The organism is Limnohabitans sp. TS-CS-82 (assembly GCF_002943475.1).
In genome coordinates this window covers 56,785-76,985 of record NZ_PTQX01000020.1, presented here as the reverse complement: position 1 = coordinate 76,985, position 20,201 = coordinate 56,785, and the positions used below count along the sequence as shown (strand labels likewise).

General features: G+C 61.2%; 22 protein-coding genes. All 22 read left to right on the top strand.

Going from position 1 to position 20,201, the window contains the following annotated elements:
- The first annotated feature begins 304 nt into the window (after positions 1-304).
- The 22 genes from C5F52_RS30095 to C5F52_RS27085 all read left to right on the top strand — a co-directional run bounded on the left by C5F52_RS30095 (position 305) and on the right by C5F52_RS27085 (position 20,194).
- Positions 305-595 carry an HNH endonuclease gene (locus C5F52_RS30095; RefSeq protein WP_369954487.1) on the top strand — a complete coding sequence of 97 codons (291 nt, stop codon included), beginning with the start codon at positions 305-307 and terminating at the stop codon, positions 593-595.
- 74 nt (positions 596-669) lie between these two features.
- Positions 670-1,158: a phage terminase small subunit P27 family gene (locus tag C5F52_RS27185; RefSeq protein WP_104801502.1), complete on the top strand. Its 489-nt coding sequence runs from the start codon at positions 670-672 to the stop codon at positions 1,156-1,158.
- A gap of 5 nt (positions 1,159-1,163) precedes the next feature.
- A complete protein-coding gene (locus C5F52_RS27180) occupies positions 1,164-2,876 on the top strand; it encodes a terminase large subunit (RefSeq protein ID WP_104801501.1) in 1,713 nt (570 codons plus the stop codon).
- 4 nt (positions 2,877-2,880) lie between these two features.
- Positions 2,881-4,365 carry a phage portal protein gene (locus C5F52_RS27175; RefSeq protein ID WP_104801500.1) on the top strand — a complete coding sequence of 495 codons (1,485 nt, stop codon included), beginning with the start codon at positions 2,881-2,883 and terminating at the stop codon, positions 4,363-4,365.
- Complete coding sequence (locus C5F52_RS27170) at positions 4,362-5,288, top strand: S49 family peptidase (protein ID WP_104801499.1); 927 nt, start codon at positions 4,362-4,364, stop codon at positions 5,286-5,288. The genes C5F52_RS27175 and C5F52_RS27170 overlap by 4 nt, the downstream gene beginning before the upstream one ends.
- A gap of 122 nt (positions 5,289-5,410) precedes the next feature.
- Positions 5,411-6,727 carry a phage major capsid protein gene (locus tag C5F52_RS27165; RefSeq protein WP_104801498.1) on the top strand — a complete coding sequence of 439 codons (1,317 nt, stop codon included), beginning with the start codon at positions 5,411-5,413 and terminating at the stop codon, positions 6,725-6,727.
- Positions 6,728-6,756: 29 nt separating this feature from the next.
- Positions 6,757-7,203: a hypothetical protein gene (locus C5F52_RS27160; protein ID WP_104801497.1), complete on the top strand. Its 447-nt coding sequence runs from the start codon at positions 6,757-6,759 to the stop codon at positions 7,201-7,203.
- 21 nt (positions 7,204-7,224) lie between these two features.
- Positions 7,225-7,848 (top strand): head-tail connector protein, encoded by a 624-nt coding sequence (locus tag C5F52_RS27155; protein WP_104801496.1) that lies wholly within the window; start codon positions 7,225-7,227, stop codon positions 7,846-7,848.
- Positions 7,845-8,195, top strand: coding sequence for a phage head closure protein (locus C5F52_RS27150; protein WP_104801495.1), 351 nt, complete (start codon positions 7,845-7,847; stop codon positions 8,193-8,195). Before C5F52_RS27155 ends, C5F52_RS27150 begins: the two co-directional genes overlap by 4 nt.
- Positions 8,188-8,676, top strand: coding sequence for an HK97-gp10 family putative phage morphogenesis protein (locus tag C5F52_RS27145; RefSeq protein ID WP_104801494.1), 489 nt, complete (start codon positions 8,188-8,190; stop codon positions 8,674-8,676). Before C5F52_RS27150 ends, C5F52_RS27145 begins: the two co-directional genes overlap by 8 nt.
- 2 nt (positions 8,677-8,678) lie before the next feature.
- A complete protein-coding gene (locus C5F52_RS27140; RefSeq protein ID WP_104801493.1) occupies positions 8,679-9,029 on the top strand; it encodes a DUF3168 domain-containing protein in 351 nt (116 codons plus the stop codon).
- Between the two features lie 16 nt (positions 9,030-9,045).
- Positions 9,046-9,456 carry a phage tail tube protein gene (locus C5F52_RS27135; RefSeq protein WP_104801492.1) on the top strand — a complete coding sequence of 137 codons (411 nt, stop codon included), beginning with the start codon at positions 9,046-9,048 and terminating at the stop codon, positions 9,454-9,456.
- A 14-nt stretch (positions 9,457-9,470) separates the two neighbouring features.
- Positions 9,471-9,809, top strand: a complete 339-nt coding sequence (locus C5F52_RS27130) for a phage tail assembly chaperone (protein WP_236658026.1) — start codon at positions 9,471-9,473, stop codon at positions 9,807-9,809.
- 23 nt (positions 9,810-9,832) lie between these two features.
- The gene (locus tag C5F52_RS27125; protein ID WP_146100177.1) at positions 9,833-10,141 is read left to right on the top strand and encodes a DUF4035 domain-containing protein; all 309 of its coding nucleotides are present in this window, start codon (positions 9,833-9,835) and stop codon (positions 10,139-10,141) included.
- 14 nt (positions 10,142-10,155) lie between these two features.
- On the top strand, positions 10,156-12,600 hold the full coding sequence (locus C5F52_RS27120) for a phage tail tape measure C-terminal domain-containing protein (RefSeq protein ID WP_104801489.1): 2,445 nt from the start codon (positions 10,156-10,158) through the stop codon (positions 12,598-12,600).
- 17 nt (positions 12,601-12,617) lie between these two features.
- Positions 12,618-12,956, top strand: a complete 339-nt coding sequence (locus C5F52_RS27115) for a phage tail protein (protein ID WP_104801488.1) — start codon at positions 12,618-12,620, stop codon at positions 12,954-12,956.
- A complete protein-coding gene (locus C5F52_RS27110) occupies positions 12,953-13,657 on the top strand; it encodes a phage minor tail protein L (RefSeq protein WP_104801487.1) in 705 nt (234 codons plus the stop codon). The genes C5F52_RS27115 and C5F52_RS27110 overlap by 4 nt, the downstream gene beginning before the upstream one ends.
- Positions 13,657-14,385 (top strand): C40 family peptidase, encoded by a 729-nt coding sequence (locus C5F52_RS27105; protein ID WP_104801486.1) that lies wholly within the window; start codon positions 13,657-13,659, stop codon positions 14,383-14,385. The genes C5F52_RS27110 and C5F52_RS27105 overlap by 1 nt, the downstream gene beginning before the upstream one ends.
- Positions 14,360-14,953, top strand: a complete 594-nt coding sequence (locus C5F52_RS27100) for a tail assembly protein (RefSeq protein ID WP_104801485.1) — start codon at positions 14,360-14,362, stop codon at positions 14,951-14,953. The genes C5F52_RS27105 and C5F52_RS27100 overlap by 26 nt, the downstream gene beginning before the upstream one ends.
- Positions 14,950-18,459: a phage tail protein gene (locus C5F52_RS27095; RefSeq protein WP_104801484.1), complete on the top strand. Its 3,510-nt coding sequence runs from the start codon at positions 14,950-14,952 to the stop codon at positions 18,457-18,459. Before C5F52_RS27100 ends, C5F52_RS27095 begins: the two co-directional genes overlap by 4 nt.
- 99 nt (positions 18,460-18,558) lie before the next feature.
- Positions 18,559-18,990 carry a hypothetical protein gene (locus C5F52_RS27090; RefSeq protein ID WP_233250168.1) on the top strand — a complete coding sequence of 144 codons (432 nt, stop codon included), beginning with the start codon at positions 18,559-18,561 and terminating at the stop codon, positions 18,988-18,990.
- Positions 18,991-19,003: 13 nt separating this feature from the next.
- Positions 19,004-20,194 carry a hypothetical protein gene (locus tag C5F52_RS27085; RefSeq protein WP_104801483.1) on the top strand — a complete coding sequence of 397 codons (1,191 nt, stop codon included), beginning with the start codon at positions 19,004-19,006 and terminating at the stop codon, positions 20,192-20,194.
- Positions 20,195-20,201 lie beyond the last annotated feature (7 nt).

Genomic DNA, 20,201 nt, shown 5'->3' with positions numbered 1-20,201 from the left:
ATTTACCACCGGCGAGCCAAGTGCTCGCCGTTTTCATTTGTGGCGGTGCATTGGCGAACCAGAAGTTTCCACGTGGTTCGCCAATCGGTCCCTCGTATGTTCGCCACCCGAAATCTCCAATGACACCTGTTCCTCAACAACGTCAAAGGAGTAATCCATGCCAGCAACGGCAACCTCACTTACCCGATCGACTCAAGAAGCGATCAACACCCTGTCACCCGGAGATCGCCGGGTGCTCAACGAGAACGAACTGGCCCAGCGCTGGGGCACCTTTTAGATTGGCCGGAAAGTCGGTCAGCCCCAAGTGCACCGTGAGTACGGGCGTGCGCGGCGTGGGTTCGACACCGAGTTGGGCTTCTATCAGTCGACCAGGTGGCGTAACACGCGTGCAGCGGTGCTACGGGATAACCCGCTTTGCTGCAGGTGCCAGGCCAAGGGTGTGCTCCAGCCCGCCAACGTGGTCGATCACATCGTTCCGGTCAAGCAAGGCGGTGAGCGCTTTGATCGCTCAAACCTGCAAAGCCTGTGCGTGCCCTGTCACAACGCCAAGACCGCCTCAGAGACGGCATCCTTGCGCAACCAGCCCCCCTCCTGAGGGGGTAGGGGGGTGAATCTCTACAGGCTGGCGCCACAGATGCGTGCGCTTGCGCAATTTTTTGCGCGTGCAAATTGAAATTCTTTTTTTTAGTCCACATGGCCGGTCGTAAACCCCTTCCCGTTGCAGTCAAGAAGATCAAGGGGACGCTGCAAAAGTGCCGCACCAACCCCAACGAGCCCCGCCCAATGGGAAAGCTGGGCGATCCGCCGGAATACATGTCCGACATCGCCAAGGAAGCGTGGACCTACGCGGTAGAGAACGCTCCGCCGGGGCTGCTGTCTTCGCTGGATGCGGCCGTGCTCGAGCGCTGGGCTAATTGCGCCGGGCTGTACCGGGAGGCGCTGGCCAAGATCAATCGTTCGGGGGTGGCGGGGATGATCATCAAGACCCCCAGCGGCATCTTGCGCCGTTCGCCTCTGATGGACGTCATTCGGGACCTAGCCCAGGAGATGAAGGGCTACGAAGCTGAGATGGGGTTCACGCCCGCGTCACGCTCAAGGGTCCATGTTGCACAAGAGCCTGGGACAAATGATGACCCCTGGGCCGATATTGCGGGATAAGTTCAATGGCTCAAGGCAGTTATGCGGACATTGCCAAGATGTACGCAGAGAAAGTCGTGGCCGGAGAGATCCTGGCGTGCAAGTGGGTGAAGGCCGCCTGCCAAAGGCAACTCAGTGATCTGAAAAAGTACAAGGGCAAGGCCAGCCCCTACCGTTTCAATCCCAAGCTCACCAGCAAGAGCGGCAAGACCTACTACCCGGCGGACAACCTGTGCGCATTCATTGAGCGACTGCCGCACGTCAAGGGCCCGCTTGCCGGAGAGCCCATCACGCTGGAGCCGTGGCAGGTGTTCATCCTCTCGACGGTGTTCGGCTGGGTCAAGGCCGATGGCACGCGGCGCTTTCGCCGCTCCTACATCGAGGTGCCACGAGGCAATGCCAAGTCCACTCTGTCGTCTGCGGTGGGCCTGTACATGCTGGCAGCCGATGGTGAAGGTGGTGCTGAGGTCTATTCGCTGGCGACCACCCGTGACCAGGCCCGCATTGTGTTCGGGGATGCGCAGACCATGGCACGCCGCAGCCCGGGGTTTCGCAACCGGTTCTCGGTGAATGTCGGGGCGCACAACATGAACGTGATGGCCACGGGCTCCAAGTTTGAGGCGCTCTCGGCCGAGGGCTCCACGCTGGACGGTCTGAACATTCACTTTGGCTGCGTGGATGAACTCCACGCCCACAAGACTCGCACGGTCTATGACGTGGTAGAGACCGGAACCGGCAAACGGGACAACTCGCTCTTGTGGGTGATCACCACGGCGGGTAGCAACCGCGCAGGCATCTGCTACGAGGTTCGGTCTTTTGTGACCAAGCTGCTCGATGGCGTGTTCGAGGATGACACCCAGTTCGGGATCATCTATGGCCTGGACGATGGGGATGACTGGACAACCGAAGAGTCGCTCATCAAGGCCAACCCCAACTGGGGCATCTCGGTGAGGTCCGAGGTGCTCGGGCCGCTGCAGGCCAAGGCGATGCAGCTGCCCAGCGCCGTCAACAACTTCAAGACCAAGCACCTCAATGAATGGGTGAACGCCGACACAGCCTGGATGGACATGCGCTCCTGGGACGCCTGTACCGAGAACGGCATGTTCATTGATCAATTCGAAGGTCAGCCCTGCTGGATTGGCCTGGACCTGGCCAGCAAGACGGACATTGCCGCCCTGGTAGCGGTGTTTCGGCATCCGGAGATTTCGGACGCCTACGTGACCTTTGGCAAGTACTACCTGCCCGAGGACACGGTCAACGGCGCAGGCAATAGCCAGTACGGCGGCTGGATGCATTCGGGGCGGCTCATCGTTACTCCGGGCAACGTGATCGACTTCGGCTGGATCGAGTCGGACTTGCTGGACATGGCCACCCGTTATGAGATTCAGGCGGTGGCCTTCGACCCGTTTCAGGCCACGCAGCTCTCGACCCGGATGCTGGCCGAGGGCCTGCCCATGATCGAGGTGCGCCCCACGGTGCTGAACTTCAGCGAACCGATGAAGACGCTTGAAGCCCTGGTCTTGCAAAAGAAGCTCGTCCATGACGGCGACCCGGTACTGGCCTGGATGGCCAGCAACGTGGTGGCGCACCTGGACGTCAAAGACAACATCTATCCACGCAAGGAGCGAGCAGAAAACAAGATAGACGGCATCGTGGCACTGATCATGGCCCTCTCAAGGGCGATCAAACCGGGGGACTCGGTGGTGCTCGGATCCGACTATGAGTTGATGGTGCTCTGAGGCAATGGGACTTTTCACATTCATCGATCGATTCAGAGCTTCGAGCAGTGACCGATCCCCTTGGGGAGACTTCTTCTTTGAGCCGGTGTCGGTGCGCAGCGCCTCAGGCATGCGCGTCTCGCCTGACGGGGCGTTGCGGCTCGCAGCGGTATATGCCTGTGTGCGCATCCTGTCGGAGACCATGGCGTCTCTTCCGGTGGTGGTGTACCGCCAGCGCAAAGACGGAGGCAAGGATCGGGTGACCGATCACTGGCTCTACGGCCTCCTTGCCCGCAAGCCCAACCGGTTCCAGAACCCCTTTGAGTGGCGCGAGATGCTTCAGGGACACCTGGCCCTGAGGGGCAATGCTTTCTGCCAGATCATCGCCAACCCCAAGGGAGAAATCACCGAGCTCATGCCGATTCACCCCGACCGGGTGCGCGTGGAGGTGATGGACAGCGGGGACTTTCGGTACCGGGTTCGGATGCAAAACGGGGATGAAACCGTATTCCCACGCGGGCAGATCTGGCACCTGCGCGGCCTGTCCTCGGACGGTCTGATGGGCATGAGCCCCATCGAGTTGGCCCGCGAGAGTCTGGGCATGGCCCTGGCCGCTCAGGACTACGGGGCGAGGTTCTTCACGAACGACGCCAAACCCACGGGCGGCTGGATCGAATTTCCCGGCACCTTCAAGGACCCTGAGGCCAAGCGGGTGTTCAGGGATTCTTACCAGGCGGCGCAGTCCGGCTCCAACCGGGGCAAAGTCCTGGTGCTGGAAAACGGCATGAAGTTCCATGAGGTGGGGGTCACGAACAAGGACGCCCAGTTCCTGGAGCTGCGCAAGTTCCAGATAACAGATATCGCTCGAATGTTCCGTGTGCCACCACACATGATTGCCGATTTAGATCGCGCGACGTTCTCGAACATCGAGCAGCAGAGTCTGGAATTTGTCATGCACACCATGACGCCCTGGGCCGAACGCTGGGAGGCCTCGATCGAATCCGATCTGATGCTCGATGGCGATCAGCTGGAAGTCGAGTTCGACTTTGCCAACCTGATGCGCGGCGATGCAGCCAGCCGCTCGGCCTACTACCAAAGCGGCATCCAGAACGGCTGGCTCACCCGCAACGAGGCACGCATTGCAGAAAACCTCAACCCGCTGCAAGGCCTGGACCAACCCCTTCGCCCACTGAACATGGTGGAGGAAGAGGATGCCGAAGAGGCTGAGCAGGAGACCGAATCCTCCGATCCGGCGCCTACCGAGGACGAAACGGACCCCGCCGATCAGGAATCGAGCTTGCGCTTTCGCAAGCTGGTGCAGTCCAACTCAGCCCGGCTAGCCCGGCGCATCGCCAAGAAGGGTTCCCTGGGAGCCAACGAAACCGACCTGATTGCCCAGGCCTTTGGACTTGAGGTGAGCAAGGTCAGCGCCTGGGCGCAGCTGCAAACACAGCCCTTTGAGGAGGCCGCACTGGCCGCTTCTCTGATTCAACTTGGAATGAACACATGAACAAACAACTTCTGCTTTCAGAATTCCTGACCACCCCCTGGGCGCTGATGCCCGAGCGTTTGCAGGCTATGTCCGGCATCCTGACACGCTGGTCTGCGGGCGAGCCGCCAAGCGACGAGACCCTGTTTCAGGTCAACACCGACCGCGTGCTGCGTGACACCCGCAAGCAAATGGCAGCCGCCAGCACGGGCACCGGTATCGCGGTGCTGCCCCTGTACGGGGTGGTGACGCAGCGCGGCAACATGGTCGACGACATCTCCGGGCCGGGCAGCACCAGCACCCAGCAGTTCACATCAGTCCTGCGCCAGATGCTGGCCGACGACACGGTGGGCCAGATCCTGATCGACATCGACAGTCCCGGGGGCAGCGTCTATGGCGTCTCCGAATTGGCCAGCGAAATCGTCAAGGCCCGAGCCCAAAAGCCTGTCATTGCCGTGGCGAACAGCCTGGCGGCCTCGGCCGCTTACTGGATCGGCTGCTCGGCCAGCGAGTTCTATGTCACCCCGGGTGGCGAGGTGGGCTCGATCGGTGTGTGGCAGGCCCACTTTGATTACTCGAAGGCGTTGGAAGAGGAAGGGGTCAAGCCCACCTTGATCTCGGCGGGCAAGTTCAAGGTCGAGGGCAACCCGTATGTTCCGCTCGATAAACAGGCTCAGGCTTTCATGCAGTCCCGTGTGGATGACTACTACAACGCCTTCATCGAAGCCGTGGCCCAAGGCCGTGGTGTCTCGGCAAGCGAAGTGCGCTCGGGCATGGGCGAAGGTCGTGTGCTTGGGGCAGACGCCGCACTGGCCGCTGGAATGGTCGACGGCATTGCCACCTTTGACGATGTGCTGGCCAAGATGCAGGCCAGCGTGCGAAGCACCAAGCCACGCAGTCAGTCCCACCTGAAACAGGCCCGTGACGCTCTTGCGCTGATCTGATCCATTTCATTTAGCAGCCCTCCGTTGAGGGTTGCGCCTTCCTGCGACCCGTTGGTCGTCATCCCTGTCGCCGCCTTGAGTCATCTCGACCAGGCGGTTTTTTCATTTCTGGAGTTAATCCCATGAGCAAGCAACTGCGCGAGCTGCAAGCCCGCAAAGCCACCCTGGTCAAGGACGCACGCGCCCTGACCGATATCGCTGCCGCCGAGCAGCGCGACATGAACGAAGAAGAGGTCAGTGCTTTTGAAGCCCTCAAAGCCAGGATCGAAGCCACCTCGGCCGCGATCGACCGTGAAGCGGCCTTGATTGCCGAGGAAGCGCAGATGGGCCACGCAGCCCAACTGCCCAATGGCTCGGTGATCACGGTGGTGAGCAACGCCGAATCGGATCCCAAGCATGGCTTCAAAAGCGTTGGCGAGTTCCTTAAAACTGTCCGTCATGCTCAAAACCCTGGTTCCTCGATCGATGACCGCCTGCTGATTGGCATGAATCGCGGTGCCGTGGCCCCTGCCTCGTTTGGCAGTGAAGGCGCGGCGCAAGATGGCGGTTTCCTCGTGCCCCCGCAATTCGCACAGGAAATTTTCCAGCTCTCGCTGGGCGAGGATTCCCTGCTGCCGATGACCGACAACGTCGAGATCACGGGCAACACCATGGCCTTCCCCAAGGACGAGACCACGCCCTGGGGCACCAACGGCATCCGAGCCTACTGGCAAGGCGAAGCCGCATCGGCCGTGGGTACCAAGCCTGTCCTGGGTCTGTCGACTCTGCGCCTCAAAAAGCTCATGGCCCTGGTGCCGGTGACCGATGAGCTGCTGGATGACACCAATGCGCTCTCCACCTACCTGCCCGACAAGATCGCTACCTCCATTCGCTGGAAGACCAACGAGTCGATTCTGTTCGGCTCGGGCACGGGCCTGCCGGTGGGTTGCATGACCAACGCCACCACGGTGACAGTGGCCAAGGAATCGGGACAGACCACGCAGACCCTGTTGGCGCAGAACTTGGCCAAGATGATCTCGCGCCTGCCGCCGGGCTCGTTTGGCAAGGCCGTGTGGATCGTCAACAACGACGTGCTGCCAGCGCTCTTCACGCTGACGCTGGGCAACTACCCGATCTACCTGCCCACGGGCATGAACCCGGGTGGCATCCAGGTCTCGCCCTACGGCATGCTGCTTGGCCGCCCTGTCTTCGTCTCGCAACACGCCAACACCTTCTCTTCTGCGGGTGACGTGCTGCTGGCCGATCTGTCGTACTACCAGACCATCACCAAAGCCGGTGGCATGCAAACGGCAACCTCCATGCACTTGTACTTCGATGCGGACCTCACGGCTTTCCGCACCACGTTCCGCATGGACGGCCAATCCAAGATCGCTGCGCCGATCTCCCCCGCCAAGGGCAGCACGACCATGTCGCCCTTTGTCCAACTGGGCGCACGTTGATCGTCCCCGCACTTTGAAGGAGAACTCTGATGTTTCCCAACGCAAAAGGCAGCGAACTGTTCTCGGTTCTGGCCACCATCGATCCCGCCAGCCAGGCTGTGGGCACTGTCACCACCGGCTGGATCTCGGCGGGTAACCACCACAGTCTTCTGGCGCTTGTGCAAAGCGGCGTCCTGGGCACGGGTGCCACACTGGACGCAAAGCTGCAGCAGGCCACTGACGCCTCTGGCACGGGTGCCAAGGACGTTACGGGCAAAGCCATCACCCAGATCGTCAAGGCCGCAGGTGACAACAAGCAGGCCCTGATCAACCTGCGCCCCGACGATCTGGACATCACCAACGGCTACGCCTTTGTGCGTCTGTCGCTGACGGTGGCTGTTGCGGCCAGCCTCACGGCGGCGCAATTGCTGGGCTTTAACCCCCGCTTTGCGCCGGGGGACGCCAGCAACCAGGCTGCGGTCGCGCAGGTGGTCTGAGCCTGAGGGTGGAGCAATCACATGCCCATGCAGTTGATTACTCCGCCCGCAGGGGAGCCCATCTCGCTTGCCGAGGCCAAGCTCCACCTGCGGGTGGACTTCGATGACGACGACAGCCTGATACAGGTCCTGATCTCGGCGGCACGCCAGGCGGCCGAGACCCTGACCAACCGGCAATTCGTCACCGCGCGCTGGCGGATGGTGCTCGACAGCTTTCCCGGACCCAGCCTGATGGGGGTGCCCGCAGGGCAGACCTTCACGCTGCCCGGGCATGCTGTTTTGCTGCCCAAGTCGCCATTGGCGTCGGTGGTGGAGATCCGCTATCTCGACATGGCAGGCCTCTGGCAGACCATGCCAGCAGCCAACTACACCGTCGACAACGCCTGCGAGCCCGCGCGCATTACCCCGGTGTTCGGGCAGATTTGGCCGATTTCTCTGCCCCAGATCGGGGCCGTGAGCGTGATCTTCGATGCCGGATACGGGAGCGCCGCAGCGGTGCCCGAGGGCATCAAGACCTGGATCAAGCTGCGCGTGGGCTCTCTTTACGTTCACCGCGAGGAGGTGGCATCCATGACTCGAGGGCGTATTGATCCGCTGCCCTTCATCGATGGCCTGCTCGATCCCTACAAGGTACCCCTGATATGAACCCCATCGGAGCCGGAACGCTGGGCCGACGCATCAAGATTCAGCGCCCCAGCACCGTGAAAGACAGTCTGGGCGCACCCAGTCGGACCTGGATCGATGTGGCCACCGTGTGGGCCGATATCCAGCCCCTGTCTGGCCGTGAAGCCGCGATCGCCAGTCGCATCTCGGCCGAACTCACGCACCAGATCACGGTGCGCTACCAGAGCATCTTTGACAACCCTCAGCAAGTCGCCCAGTACCGGGTGCTCTACCGGTCGCGGATCTTCAACATCCATTCGGCCCTGAACGAGGACGAGAAACGCGTCCTGGTTGTCCTGCTGGCCAGCGAGGGGCTGGACGATGGCTAAACATGAACGCTTCAAGGTCGAGGGGCTGGCTGAATTGGCCAAAGCCCTGCGCGAATTGCCCGACCGGGTGGCGAAGAACGGCCTGCGCGTTTCGGTTTATGCCGGAGCCAAAGTCATCCGCGATGAAGCCCGCATTAGAGCCCCAAAGGCGGCCGAGGTCCTGGGGCCCAACCAGCCACCACCCGGAACGCTCAAGCGCTCGGTGATCATGAAGCAGATCCCTGAACTCTCCAGCCTCACGCGCCAAACCTTCTTCGTGACGGTGCGACACGGTAAGAAGTTCCGCAAGCAAGGCAAGAAGGGCAACCTGTCTCAGGATGCCTGGTACTGGCGCTTTGTGGAGTTTGGCACTCGCAAGATGCGCGCGCGGCCATTCCTTCGGCCAGCCCTGGAAGCCAAGCGGCGCGAAGCGGTGCAGGCCATGAAGGACCGGCTGAGTGAGCGCATTGAGCAGGAAGCCAAGAACCTCTACAGGAAATAGCCATGCAGGACTTCTTTGATGCCATCAAGGATTTGGCCGGTGGTGAGGTCTACGCGCTTGTCGCTGCAGAAAACACCCAGTACCCAGCCATCGTCTACACGCCCATCGTGCAGGAGCACATCTTCGGCATTGATGGGCCGCATGGCTTGCAGCGCGTGCGCGTGCAGGTCGACACCTATGCCAGAACGTACCAGGAGGCCTTGCACCTGCAAGACCAAGTCCTGGCTGCGCTGCTGGCAGACAAGAGCACCGTCGCAGATGTGCGCATGGGGCTGTCCGAATTTGAAGATCAGGCCCGGCTGTACCGGGTGAGCGTGGACTACACCTACCACCGGCCGGTGGGTTCACCGTAAAACAAGGAGCATATGCATGAGCAGCACCGCAATTACCGCGCAGGGCATTGCCATTGCCCGGTTTGGCACCACCGCCTTTGAAACCATCCCCAACGTGGTCTCGTTTCAGGGGCCTGGCGGGCAGGCCGCCGTGATCGACGTCACGAACCTGGCCTCCACCGCTAAGGAAAAGCGCGTGGGCCTGCGTGACGAGGGTCAGTTGTCTCTGACCCTGCACTACAACCCCGACGATCTGGTCCATCAGGGCCTGAGAACCGACCGCGCCAACCGCGTGCGTCGCCAGTTCAAGATCACATTTACCGACACCAACCCTGCCACCTGGACCTTCTACGGCTATGTCACGCACTTCAGCGTGCAAGGCGGCGTGGACGCGGTGGTGCAGGCCTCCGTGACCATCGAAATCGATGGCGACATCACCGAAGCTTAAAGAGAGATATCCCCATGTTGACCCGTGAACAAATCCTGCAGAGTGACGATCTGCCCCGTGAAACTGTCCAAGTCCCTGAGTGGGGCGGTGAGGTGCAGGTTCGCACCATGACCGGTACCGACCGCGACGCCTTTGAGGCCAGCTTGATTGGCAAAGAGGGCCGGTTGGAGAACGTCCGTGCCCGCCTGGTCTCGCTCACCCTGTGCGATGAGACTGGCAGCCGCCTTTTCAGCGATGGTGACATCGCAGCTCTCGGCGGCAAGAGTGCCAAGGCACTGGACCGTGTGTTTGCTGTGTCTCAGCGCTTGAACGGCATTGGCGCCGATCAGGTGGACGCTGCAAAAAACGACTGATCGCCCATCCCTCGCGGCGCTTTGTGTTCCGGCTGGCGCTGGCTTTGGGCCTGCCGGTGCGCGAGATGCTCGCATCGATGGGCTCGGACGAGCTGACCGAGTGGATGGCGTACTACCAGCTCGAGCCCTTTGGGGACTACCGGGCCGATTACAGATCGGGTGTGGTTGCCTCCACGTTTGCAAATGCCCACCGGGCCAAGGATGCGGGGCCATTCAAGCCTGAGGACTTCATGCCATTCCTCGAAAAGCCGAAACCCCAACAACCTCAAGATGAAACCCAGCTCAATGTGGCCCGATTCAAGGCCATGTTCGCGCACAAAGTTCGCGCATAAGGTAGGCAAGCAACATGGCTGATATCGGCTCTCTGGTGATCAAACTCGCAGCGGAAACGGCCGATTTCCGGGAGGATTTGGGCAAGAGTGCGCTGCTTTTGGAGCGTCACGCTGAATCCATGCGTGGCTCCCTTGAGAAAGTCGCAGAAGTCGCCAAAACCACCTTTGCCATCGCCATTGGCGTGGAATCGGTGGGCGCGCTCAAAGAGCTGGTCATGCACACGCTGGAAACGGTGGCTGCTCTGCAGGATCTGGCCGAGCAGACCGGGGCGAGCGCCACGGCCCTGTCAGGTTTTGCACCCGTGGCCACCATTTCTGGTGTGGCCATGGAACAGATCGGGGTGGGCCTGACCAAGCTCTCCAAGGGGCTGGCAGGAGTCGATGATGAAACCAAGGGCGCCTCGCAGGCCCTGCAGTTTCTGGGTATCAAGGCCAAGGATGCGGGTGGAAACCTGCGCGATCCTGCCGAGGTCATGAACGACATTGCCCTGAAACTGTCCAACTTTGAGGACGGGGCGGGCAAGACGGCTATTGCGCTCGAACTGTTCGGCAAGTCAGGTGCTGGCTTGCTGCCCTTCCTTAAGGACCTGGCTGCCAACCAGGACCTGAATATCCGGCTCACCGAGGCCGAGATCGAGTCGGCCGAAAAAGCCTCCAAGGCACTGGGCCGTATGCGGGCCGAGCACAACTTTGTGGCACAGACCATCGTGACGGCGGCACTGCCTGCCCTTGAAGAGTTAGTCAGTGAGCTCAAAGCTGTGATGCTGGGCACGCATAACACGGCCGATGCCATGGTCAAGCTGCGGGATGACGGCACGCTTAAGACCTGGGCTCAAGATGCGGCCTATGGCATGGCTGTCGTGATCGATGCGCTGCGTGCCGTGATTCAGATGACCAAAGCGGTCACTGGCAGTTTTGAGGCGGTATGGGCCGACATCGAATTGCTAGGCACGTTCCTCGCTGGTGGCAAAGGGCTAAACCCGTTTTCTGAAGAGAACCAGGCAATCCTCAAGACCGCATTGGAAAAGCGCAATGCGATTGTCGAGAAGGCCAACCAGACCTACGTTGACTTGTGGAAGATGCCGCTCTTGGCCGATGCGGTCAAGGAACGGTTCGACGCCATCAACCGGGGTGAGACAGAAGCAGCAGGTGAAGCAGCTAAACCGAAGCTCAACTACAACTCAGCCACTGGCGCACTCACTGCTGCGGCCATGGCCAAGATCGAGAGTGACATCAAGCAGCTGCAAGGGCTGACGGATGTCGAGACGGGCCTCCTGAAGGACCGGCAAAAGATCATCGATCTGTACGAGGGGCAGGGCTACATCAGCTACAAGGAAGCCAGCGAGGCACGGCTGAACGCTCAGCAGGAATTCACGGACCGTCTTGGCGAGTTGTATGCGCAGGAAGAATCGATCCTGAAACGGGGCTTGGCCACTGTGGCCAAGACCACCCAGGACAAATTGAAGCTCCAGGACAAGCTCACAGAGATCACCTTGCGTCGTGAAAGGCTCGAGCGCGAGGCGCAGCAGTCGAACCTCGAGCGCGAGATCAAGCTGCCGGGCGAAACGCTCAAGGACTTGCAGGAGCAGGTGGCCAGGAGTCAGGGACAGCTGCGCTCGACCGAGGAACAGATCAAGGTCCTGCGTGAGACGGGCTCGATCAGCGAGATCGACGCCTTGCGCCGTCTGTCGGCTGCGCGAAAGTCCAGTGCGGATGAGCTGGCCGACTTCGCGTCCAAGGCTCGGGAACTGGTGGAAGCCACCCCGGGCAATGACAAGTTGGCCGAATCCTTCCGACGCATTGAGGAAGCTGCCCGTCAGGCGGCCGATGGCGCGAAGCTACTGGGTCAACGAGCGCTGGAGTTGTCAGACCCAGGCGCTGGGTTTGCCAAAGCACTCCGCACGCTCGGCGAGGAAACCGAGCAGGTGGGCAAGCAGATGGAGGCGGTGACCACCAAGGCTTTCAACGGCATGACGGACGCACTCACCAATTTCGTGATGACCGGCAAGCTGGACTTCAAGTCGCTTGCCACCTCCATCATCTCGGACCTGATTCGCATCCAGATCCAGCGCGCGGTCACCCTTCCTATGGCTAAGGCGCTGGGCAGTCTGTTTGGATTTGCCGATGGCGGGGTCATGACCTCGACCGGTCCCTTACCGCTGCGGGCGTATGCCAGTGGCGGAGTGGCCACCACACCGCAGTTGGCGGTCTTTGGCGAGGGATCCATGGCCGAAGCCTATGTGCCGCTGCCAGACGGCCGTTCGATCCCCGTGACCATGAACCAGTCCCAATCTGGGGGCGGGGACGTTTTCAACGTTTCGGTCAATGTGGTCGAGGGCGGGGTGACTACCAATGCGGGCGAAGGCAAGGAACTGGGCAGGGCGATTTCCAGTGCGGTGCGTCAGGAATTGCTCAACCAGAAGCGGGCCGGTGGCCTGCTGGACCCGCGTCGGCAGTGACGCATTGAAGGATTTCCATGGCGACATTCACTTGGATCGCCTCGATCGGGGCATCACTCACCGTTAAACCCAATGTCCGCAAGGTTTCCTTTGGGGATGGCTACGAGCAGCGCCTGGCCTACGGCATCAACACGCAGCCGGAGGTCTGGTCGCTCGAGTTTCGGGGCAAGTCCACGGTAGACGCTGCTGCGATCGACAACTTTTTACGCGCACGGGGTGCGGTGCAGTCCTTTGACTGGACCACCCCGAGCGGTATCACGGGCAAGTTCCTCTGTGAGGAATGGAGCCGAAGCATCGAAGAACCCAATCTGGAAAACATCCACGCCAACTTCCGGCAGGTGTTTGATCTTTCATGACCAGCCAAGCCATCACCTCAGAAATTCAGAAGCTGGCCCCGAGCGCGGTCATCGAGCTCTTTGTGCTGGACCTGTCTCTCTTCAACGAGGGGGTGGTTCGGTTTCACGCGGGTACCAATGAGCTGCGCCGTCAGGTGGTCTGGCAGGGCAACACCTACGAGCCGTTTCCCATTCAAGCCGAAGGCTTCGAGTTCAACGGCAACGGTCAGGTGCCGCGCCCCAAGCTCAAGGTGGCCAACGTCACAGGCAGCATCACCGCGCTCATCCTGTCCTACCAGGACCTCGTGGGGGCTAAAGTCACCAGAAAGCGCACGCTCCTGAAGTATCTGGATGCGGTGAACTTTATCTCTGGGGCCAATCCGACAGCGGACGCCACGGCTGAATTTGCCGACGATGTGTATTTCATTGACCGCAAGTCGCGTGAAACCCGGGATGTGGTCGAGTTTGAGCTGGCGGCCGCTTTTGATCTGGAAGGGGTGTCTCTGCCCCGGCGACAGATCGTGCAAAACGTCTGCCCCTGGCTCTACCGTGGCTCTGAATGTGGTTACACCGGCACTGCTTACTTCAATGCCAATGACGAAACCGTGAGCTCACGAGCGCAGGATGCTTGTGGCAAACGTCTGATGTCCTGTCAGAAGCGCTTCGGGGCGAACGCCGAGTTGCCCTTTGGCGGGTTTCCTGCAGCGGGGTTGATCCGGTGATGCTCGAGACCAACCAGACGCTGGCGCTGTCCCACGCTGCTCGGGAGTTTCCCCGCGAGGCATGTGGTCTGCTCGTCATTCACAAGGGCCGGGAGACCTATGTCCCGTGCCGAAACATCGGCGTGGGGACCGATCAGTTTGTGATCCACCCCGAGGACTATGTGCGCGCCGACCAACTTGGCGAGATCGTGGGGGTGTTTCATTCCCACCCCAATCTGCGTCCTGACCCCAGCCAGGCTGACCGTGTGGCCTGTGAAGCCACGGCGCTGCCCTGGTTCATCGTGAGTTTCCCGGCTGCGCATTGGACCGAGTTGCAGCCGCAAGGCTATGTCGCCCCGCTGGTCGGCCGTGAATGGGCGCATGGCGTGCTCGATTGCTACTCGCTGATCCGGGACTGGTACGCCCAGGAGCGCGGCATTGACCTGCCCGATTTCGCACGCTTTGACGAGTGGTGGAAGCGCGGCGGGAATCTGTACATGGACAACTTCGCTGGCGCGGGTTTCCACGTGGTGGAGGCCTCCGACATGAATCCGGGCGATGTCCTGCTGATGCAGGTTGCATCGCCTGTACCGAATCACGCTGCCATTTACCTGGGCGACGAACTCATCTTGCATCACCTGCAGGGCAGGCTGTCCAGTCGCGATGTCTATGGCGGCTACTGGCAAAAGATCACCACCCACACCCTAAGACATCAACTTCTGAATGGTCACGATTCTTTTACTCGGTGAACTGGGCAAGCGCTTCGGGCGACGCCACAGGATGGCAGTGGCCTCAGCCGCTGAGGCTGTGCGCGCCCTGTGCGCCAACTTCCCCGGCTTCGAGCGAGAACTGGTTGCCTCGGGCGAACGTGGGGTGGGCTACCGGGTGTTAGCCGGGCGTGACGCCCTTAGCCTGGACCAGTTGCACGAGCCCAGTGGCCAGCAACGCATCACCATCGCCCCGGTCGTATCCGGGGCAGGAGGCAACGGTCTGGGCCAGATCCTCCTGGGCGCTGCCTTGATCGCGGTGTCCTGGTGGAACCCGATGGGCTGGGCCGCAGCAGGCTCGTTCCTGTCTCAGGCCACGCTGTATTCGGTGGGCACTTCGATGATTTTGGGTGGTGTGGCCCAGATGATTGCTCCAACGGCCAAGGCGCAGGATCCATCCGAGCGGCCAGGCAACCAGCCCAGTTATGTTTTCAACGGGGCGGTCAACACCACGGCGCAGGGCCATCCCGTACCCGTGGGGTACGGCCGCCTGATCGTTGGTTCGGCCGTGATCAGTGCTGGCATTGATGTGGATGAGATCGCGGTATGAGCACCCCTGAATCTGGATTGATCATCGGCGCAGGCGGTGGCGGCAAGGGTGGAGGCGGTAGCGCCCGTGTGGCCCAGGAAGCTCCGGACAGCCTGCGCTCCAAGGCCTATGCCCGTGTTGTGGACCTGGTTTGCGAGGGGGAGATCGAAGGGCTAGCTTCTGGCCTGCAGTCGGTGTACCTCGACGACACCCCGATCCAGAATCCGGATGGCAGCTACAACTTCACGGGGGTCACGCTCGAAACCCGACCCGGTACCCAGCAGCAAAGCTACATCCCCGGCTTTTCCTCGGTAGAAAACGAGGTGGCCGTCGGTGTGGAGTGCAAGTCCAGCCAGCCGGTGGTGCGATCCATCAACGACCCGGACGTCGATGCCGTGCGCATCAAGGTCAGCATTCCGACCCTGTCGCTGCAGGACACGACCAATGGAGATCTCAACGGCACCTCTGTCAGCTACGCGATCGACGTGCAGGCGCATGGAGCCGGGTATGTGCAGGTTTTGGCCGACACGGTGTCCGGCAAGACCACCTCGCGCTACCAGCGCAGTTACTACGTCCCCTTGACTGGCACTGGTCCGTGGGATGTTCGTCTGCGCCGCATCACGGCAGACTCCACGCAGACCAGCCTGCAGAACAAGACGTTTCTGGAGTCCTACACCGAGGTCATTGAAAGCAAGCTGCGCTACCCCAACAGTGCCTTGATGGCCCTGCGGGTGGATGCCTCTCAGTTCACATCGATCCCTCGGCGCAGTTATGACCTCAAACTCCTGCGCGTCCGGATTCCCTCGAACTACTTTCCCGAGACCCGGTCGTACACCGGGGTCTGGGACGGCACCTTCAAGGTAGCTTGGACGGACAACCCTGCCTGGTGCTTCTTTGACCTGGTGACAAATACCCGCTACGGGCTGGGCAGTTTCATTCCCGAGTCGCAAGTGGACAAGTGGGCGCTGTACCGAGTGGCCCGTTACTGCGACGAGTTGGTGCCAGATGGTTTGGGCGGCTATGAGCCGCGCTTCACCTGCAACCTATACCTGCAAAGCCGAGAGCAGGCCTACAAGGTGGTGCAGGACATGGCCTCGATCTTTCGGGGCATGGCTTACTGGTCGGGCGGTGCCATCACCGTGACCCAGGACGCGCCGCAGGATGCGGTCTACCAGTTCACGGCAGCCAACGTGATCGATGGCGAGTTCGCCTATCAGGGGTCCTCAGCCAAAGCACGGCACACGGTGGCCCTGGTCAGCTGGACCGATCCCGACGATTTCTACCGCCAGAAGGTGGAATACGTCGAGGACATGGCAGGCATTGCCCGCTACGGCGTGGTGCAGGCCGATGTGGTGGCCATGGGCTGCACCTCCCGTGGCCAGGCCAACCGGGTGGGCAAGTGGCTGCTCTACTCCGAGCAGTCTGAATCGGAAATCATCACGTTCCGCACGGGGCTTGAAGGCGCTGTTGTTCGTCCCGGCGATGTCATCAAGGTTGCAGACAGCAGCCGGGGTGGCCTGCGCTTGGGTGGGCGCATCGCTGCGGCAACCACGGTGAGCGTCACGCTGGATCAGGACCTGCCCGCCGGATCGTGGCGCATCTCTGTGCTGCTGACCACGGGAGCAGTGGAGGAACGTCAAGTCGGATCTCTGTCTGGCCGCACGGTTGGTGTGACCAGCGCATTCTCTACGGCACCTCAGGTGGGTGCCATCTGGGTGCTGGCCTCTACGCAAGTGGAGACGCAACTGTTCAGGGTGGTGCAGGTCTCCGAGAGCGAGCCGGGCATCCACGAAGTGACGGCGCTGGCCCACAACCCGAGCAAATACGACGCCATCGAGCAGGGCCTGGCTCTGCAGCCGCGTGACATCACGGTGCTTTCAACTACGCCGGTGGCCCCTACGGGTCTCACGGTCACTGAGAGTCTTTACCGGGTCAAGGATCAGGCGCTGGTGCTCATTCAGGTGGGCTGGGAGCAAGTCTTCGGTGCTCTGGAATACCAGGTGAGCTACCGGGTCAATAGTGGCAACACCATCACCTTGCCCCGCGTCTCCAGCACCTATCTAGAGATTCGTAACGCAGAGGCCGGGGACTATGTGTTCACCGTGCGGGCCGTAGGGGTGTCCGGCAAGCTTGGGGCATCGGCCACACTGAGTCAAACCATCCTGGGCAAGTTGCAGCCCCCCGATGATGTGCGGGACTTTGTGGTGCTGCGTCGCACGACCGATTTGCTACTTCGTTGGAGCGCCAATACCGATGCCGATCTGGCAGGGTACGAGGTTCGCGTAGGCACGGGCTGGGATGCTGGTGCATTGGTTGGGCAAACCGCTGGCACCCAGCTCGTGCACGATCAGAGTGAATCTGGTCAGTACAACTACTTCATCCGGGCCTTCGACACCTCGGGCAAGTACAGCCAGCACGTCACCACCTTTCTTCTGACCCTACTGGCACCTGCTGCGGTTCGTCAGTTCGATGTGGTGCAGTCAGCTAACCGGCTGGAGTTCCGATGGCTGCCCAATACCGAGCCGGAGGTGGTGGCATATGAGCTGCGCGAAGGCACGGCCTGGGACACCTCAATCTTCATTGCCGAGGTCAAGTCCAGCAGTTTCACGCTGCCCTCGGGCTTTGACGGTGAGCGCAATTTCTGGATCAAGGCGATCGCATCGCCCGGCATCTACTCGGAGGAGGCCACCTTCGTCTCCACCGTGGTGGCCCAGCCCCAGAACGCCAACCTGCTGGTCACCATCGATGCGCAGGCCACCCGGTTCCCCGGGGTGAAGCACTTTGCCTCGGTCGAGTCGGTCAACAGTGAGGATGTGCTTCGCATGGACAGTGGGGTGGCGCAGTCTGAGTACCTCTTCGAGGTGAGTCTACCGACCAGCTACCGGGCGCAGAACACGTTGCTGGCCAGCATCGGGGCCACTTTGGACGACCGGGAGACCTGGTCGACGGCCAACTACATCTGGAGCAGCAATGCGGCCAAGCGGCAGTGGACCTATGACGGTGCACTCAAGAGCATCGAGGCCCGGTTTCAGATGGCGCGTGAGGATGCGCTGCAGGCCGGAGAGCTCTATGGCTGGCGCCTCAACGGGGCGCTATCGGGGTATGGAAGCCCGGGTAGTGGTGAGGCCGTTGGCGTGAGCTATGGCGATGGGCGCTACGGCAGCGGGGTGCTGGTCAAGGACACGACCCGGGTTTCCTGGGCCGTGAGTATCCCCGGCATCTTCCATGTGAGCTTCTGGTTCATCCCCAACCAGATCACCACCTCGGTCATCTGGACAGCCACTGGTGTCGGGGTGAGCCTGCTGGTCGGCTTTGATGCGGTCACGGGCTCGTTCTTCCTGGAGGACCAGCTCTTCAACCGGATCGTGGTGCCATACCCCGTGAACGTCAGCGACCGGATCTGCCTGGGCGTGTGCCAGACGGCCACCGAGCGCAGGCTCTTTGTCGGAAAGATGGGCGGTGAGGTGCAATGCGCCAGCAAAGCATTGGCACCCACAGCCGGGTACACGGCACTCAAGCTTTATTGAACGGGGAATCCCCCAAACACGGGCGCTGCATCGCAAGGTGTGGCGCCCATTTCATTTGCAAACCCCAAAGAAAGGGAATGACCCATGATGGAAGAGGGCATGAGCATCAAAGGCTCGATTACGCTGGTGCTGGCCAAGCCCACGGGCGAGGTCGAAGTGGTCCACAAGGACAACATCATCGTCAACGGCGGCTTTGACTTCGTGGCCGACGCGATTGGCAACTCGGGCAGCCGACCTGGCGTCATGGGCTGGATCGCAGTGGGCACTGGCACCACCGCTGCTGCCGCAACGCAGACCGCACTGGTCACCGAAATCAAGCGCAACGCGGCCACTTACGCCCACACTGCTGGCACCAAGGTGTTCACCTTCACGGCCAGCTACGCGGCGGGCGACGCCACCGGGGCACTCACGGAAGCGGGCGTTTTCAATGCTGCCACGGCAGGCATCATGTTCGACCGGGTGGTCTTCCCGGTGGTGAACAAGGGGGTGGACGACAGCCTCACGGCCGTCTTTACCTTCACCATGAGCTGATCGGGCGCCTGAGATGGCCGAGACCGTCAACGTCTCCAGCTCCCCGGGGCCCAATTACAGCTGGTCCTCAGGCACGTTCACCTGGGGGAGTGCCACGGCAGGCAAGAACTGGTCAACGGCTTACCCTGCCGTCTACGCCCTGAGCGTGGCCACGGACCTGAGTTTTGCCGAGCTGGTTCAGAAACTGGGCATCAAGCGAAGTTCAGAGACCCTGGCCTTTGCAGAAAAGCCCAGTCGGGCGGTGACCCTCAGCAAGTTCGAGACCTTGAACTTCGTGGAGACCTACACCGACCTGATCGCCTTCGTGCTGCGTTTCGTGGAGTCGCTGACCTTCTCGGAGAAGTACGCCCGCTCCGGCACCAAGGCAGTGTTTGAGGTGTTTCAGGTGGCCGAAGGGCTGGCGCGGCAACTGGCCCTGCGCAAGTACGAAACGCTGGCGCTGGCCGAGACCTACACGGACCTCATTGCCTACATCCTTCGCGTCGCAGAAAACCTGAGCTTTGCAGAAAAGTCAGCCAAGGCCATGACCAAGCCGCAAGGCGAAAGCTTTGGCATGAGTGATGCGCTGGCCCGCTCGCAGGTCAAACGGGTGGCCGAAGCCTTCTCGTTTGCTGAAAGCCTGGGCCGAACGGTTGCTTATCGGTTGGCCATAAGCGAAGGCTTTGCCATCGCCGAGGCGCTGCGCCGGGCCCAGACCCTGAAGCTCAGTGAAGCCCTGAGCCTGGCCGAGCAGTACCGGCGCCGGGCCAATGGGGTGATCAGCGACATGATCGTGGCCAGCACCGAGATCACCGCGCAGGACTTCATGGACATCCTGGAGTCGGGCCATCCGCCCGGGTACACCAACTTCCGGGATTTCATCCAAGGCGACTACACCTACCAGCGAGCACTTTTCAGGGCGATCCTGACTTCGAGCAACGCGGACAGGGGCTACATCGATGGCCTGCGCGTCACGGTGGACGTGCCTGATGTGTTTGACCGGGGCACGGCGCAGGTGGTCACAGCCGCCAATGGCGTGACCGTGGTGTTCACCAGGCAGTTCCGCGTGGCACCTGAAGTCACGCTGACTTTCAAAGGTGGCACGACCATCGCCGTCCCCCGAATCCTGGGTTCGGTCTCCATCACGGGCTTCACCGCTGTTCTTGAAAACACCTCTGGCACACGCGTGACCGGGGCCATCTCCTGGGTCGCACAGGGTTACTGAAGAAACC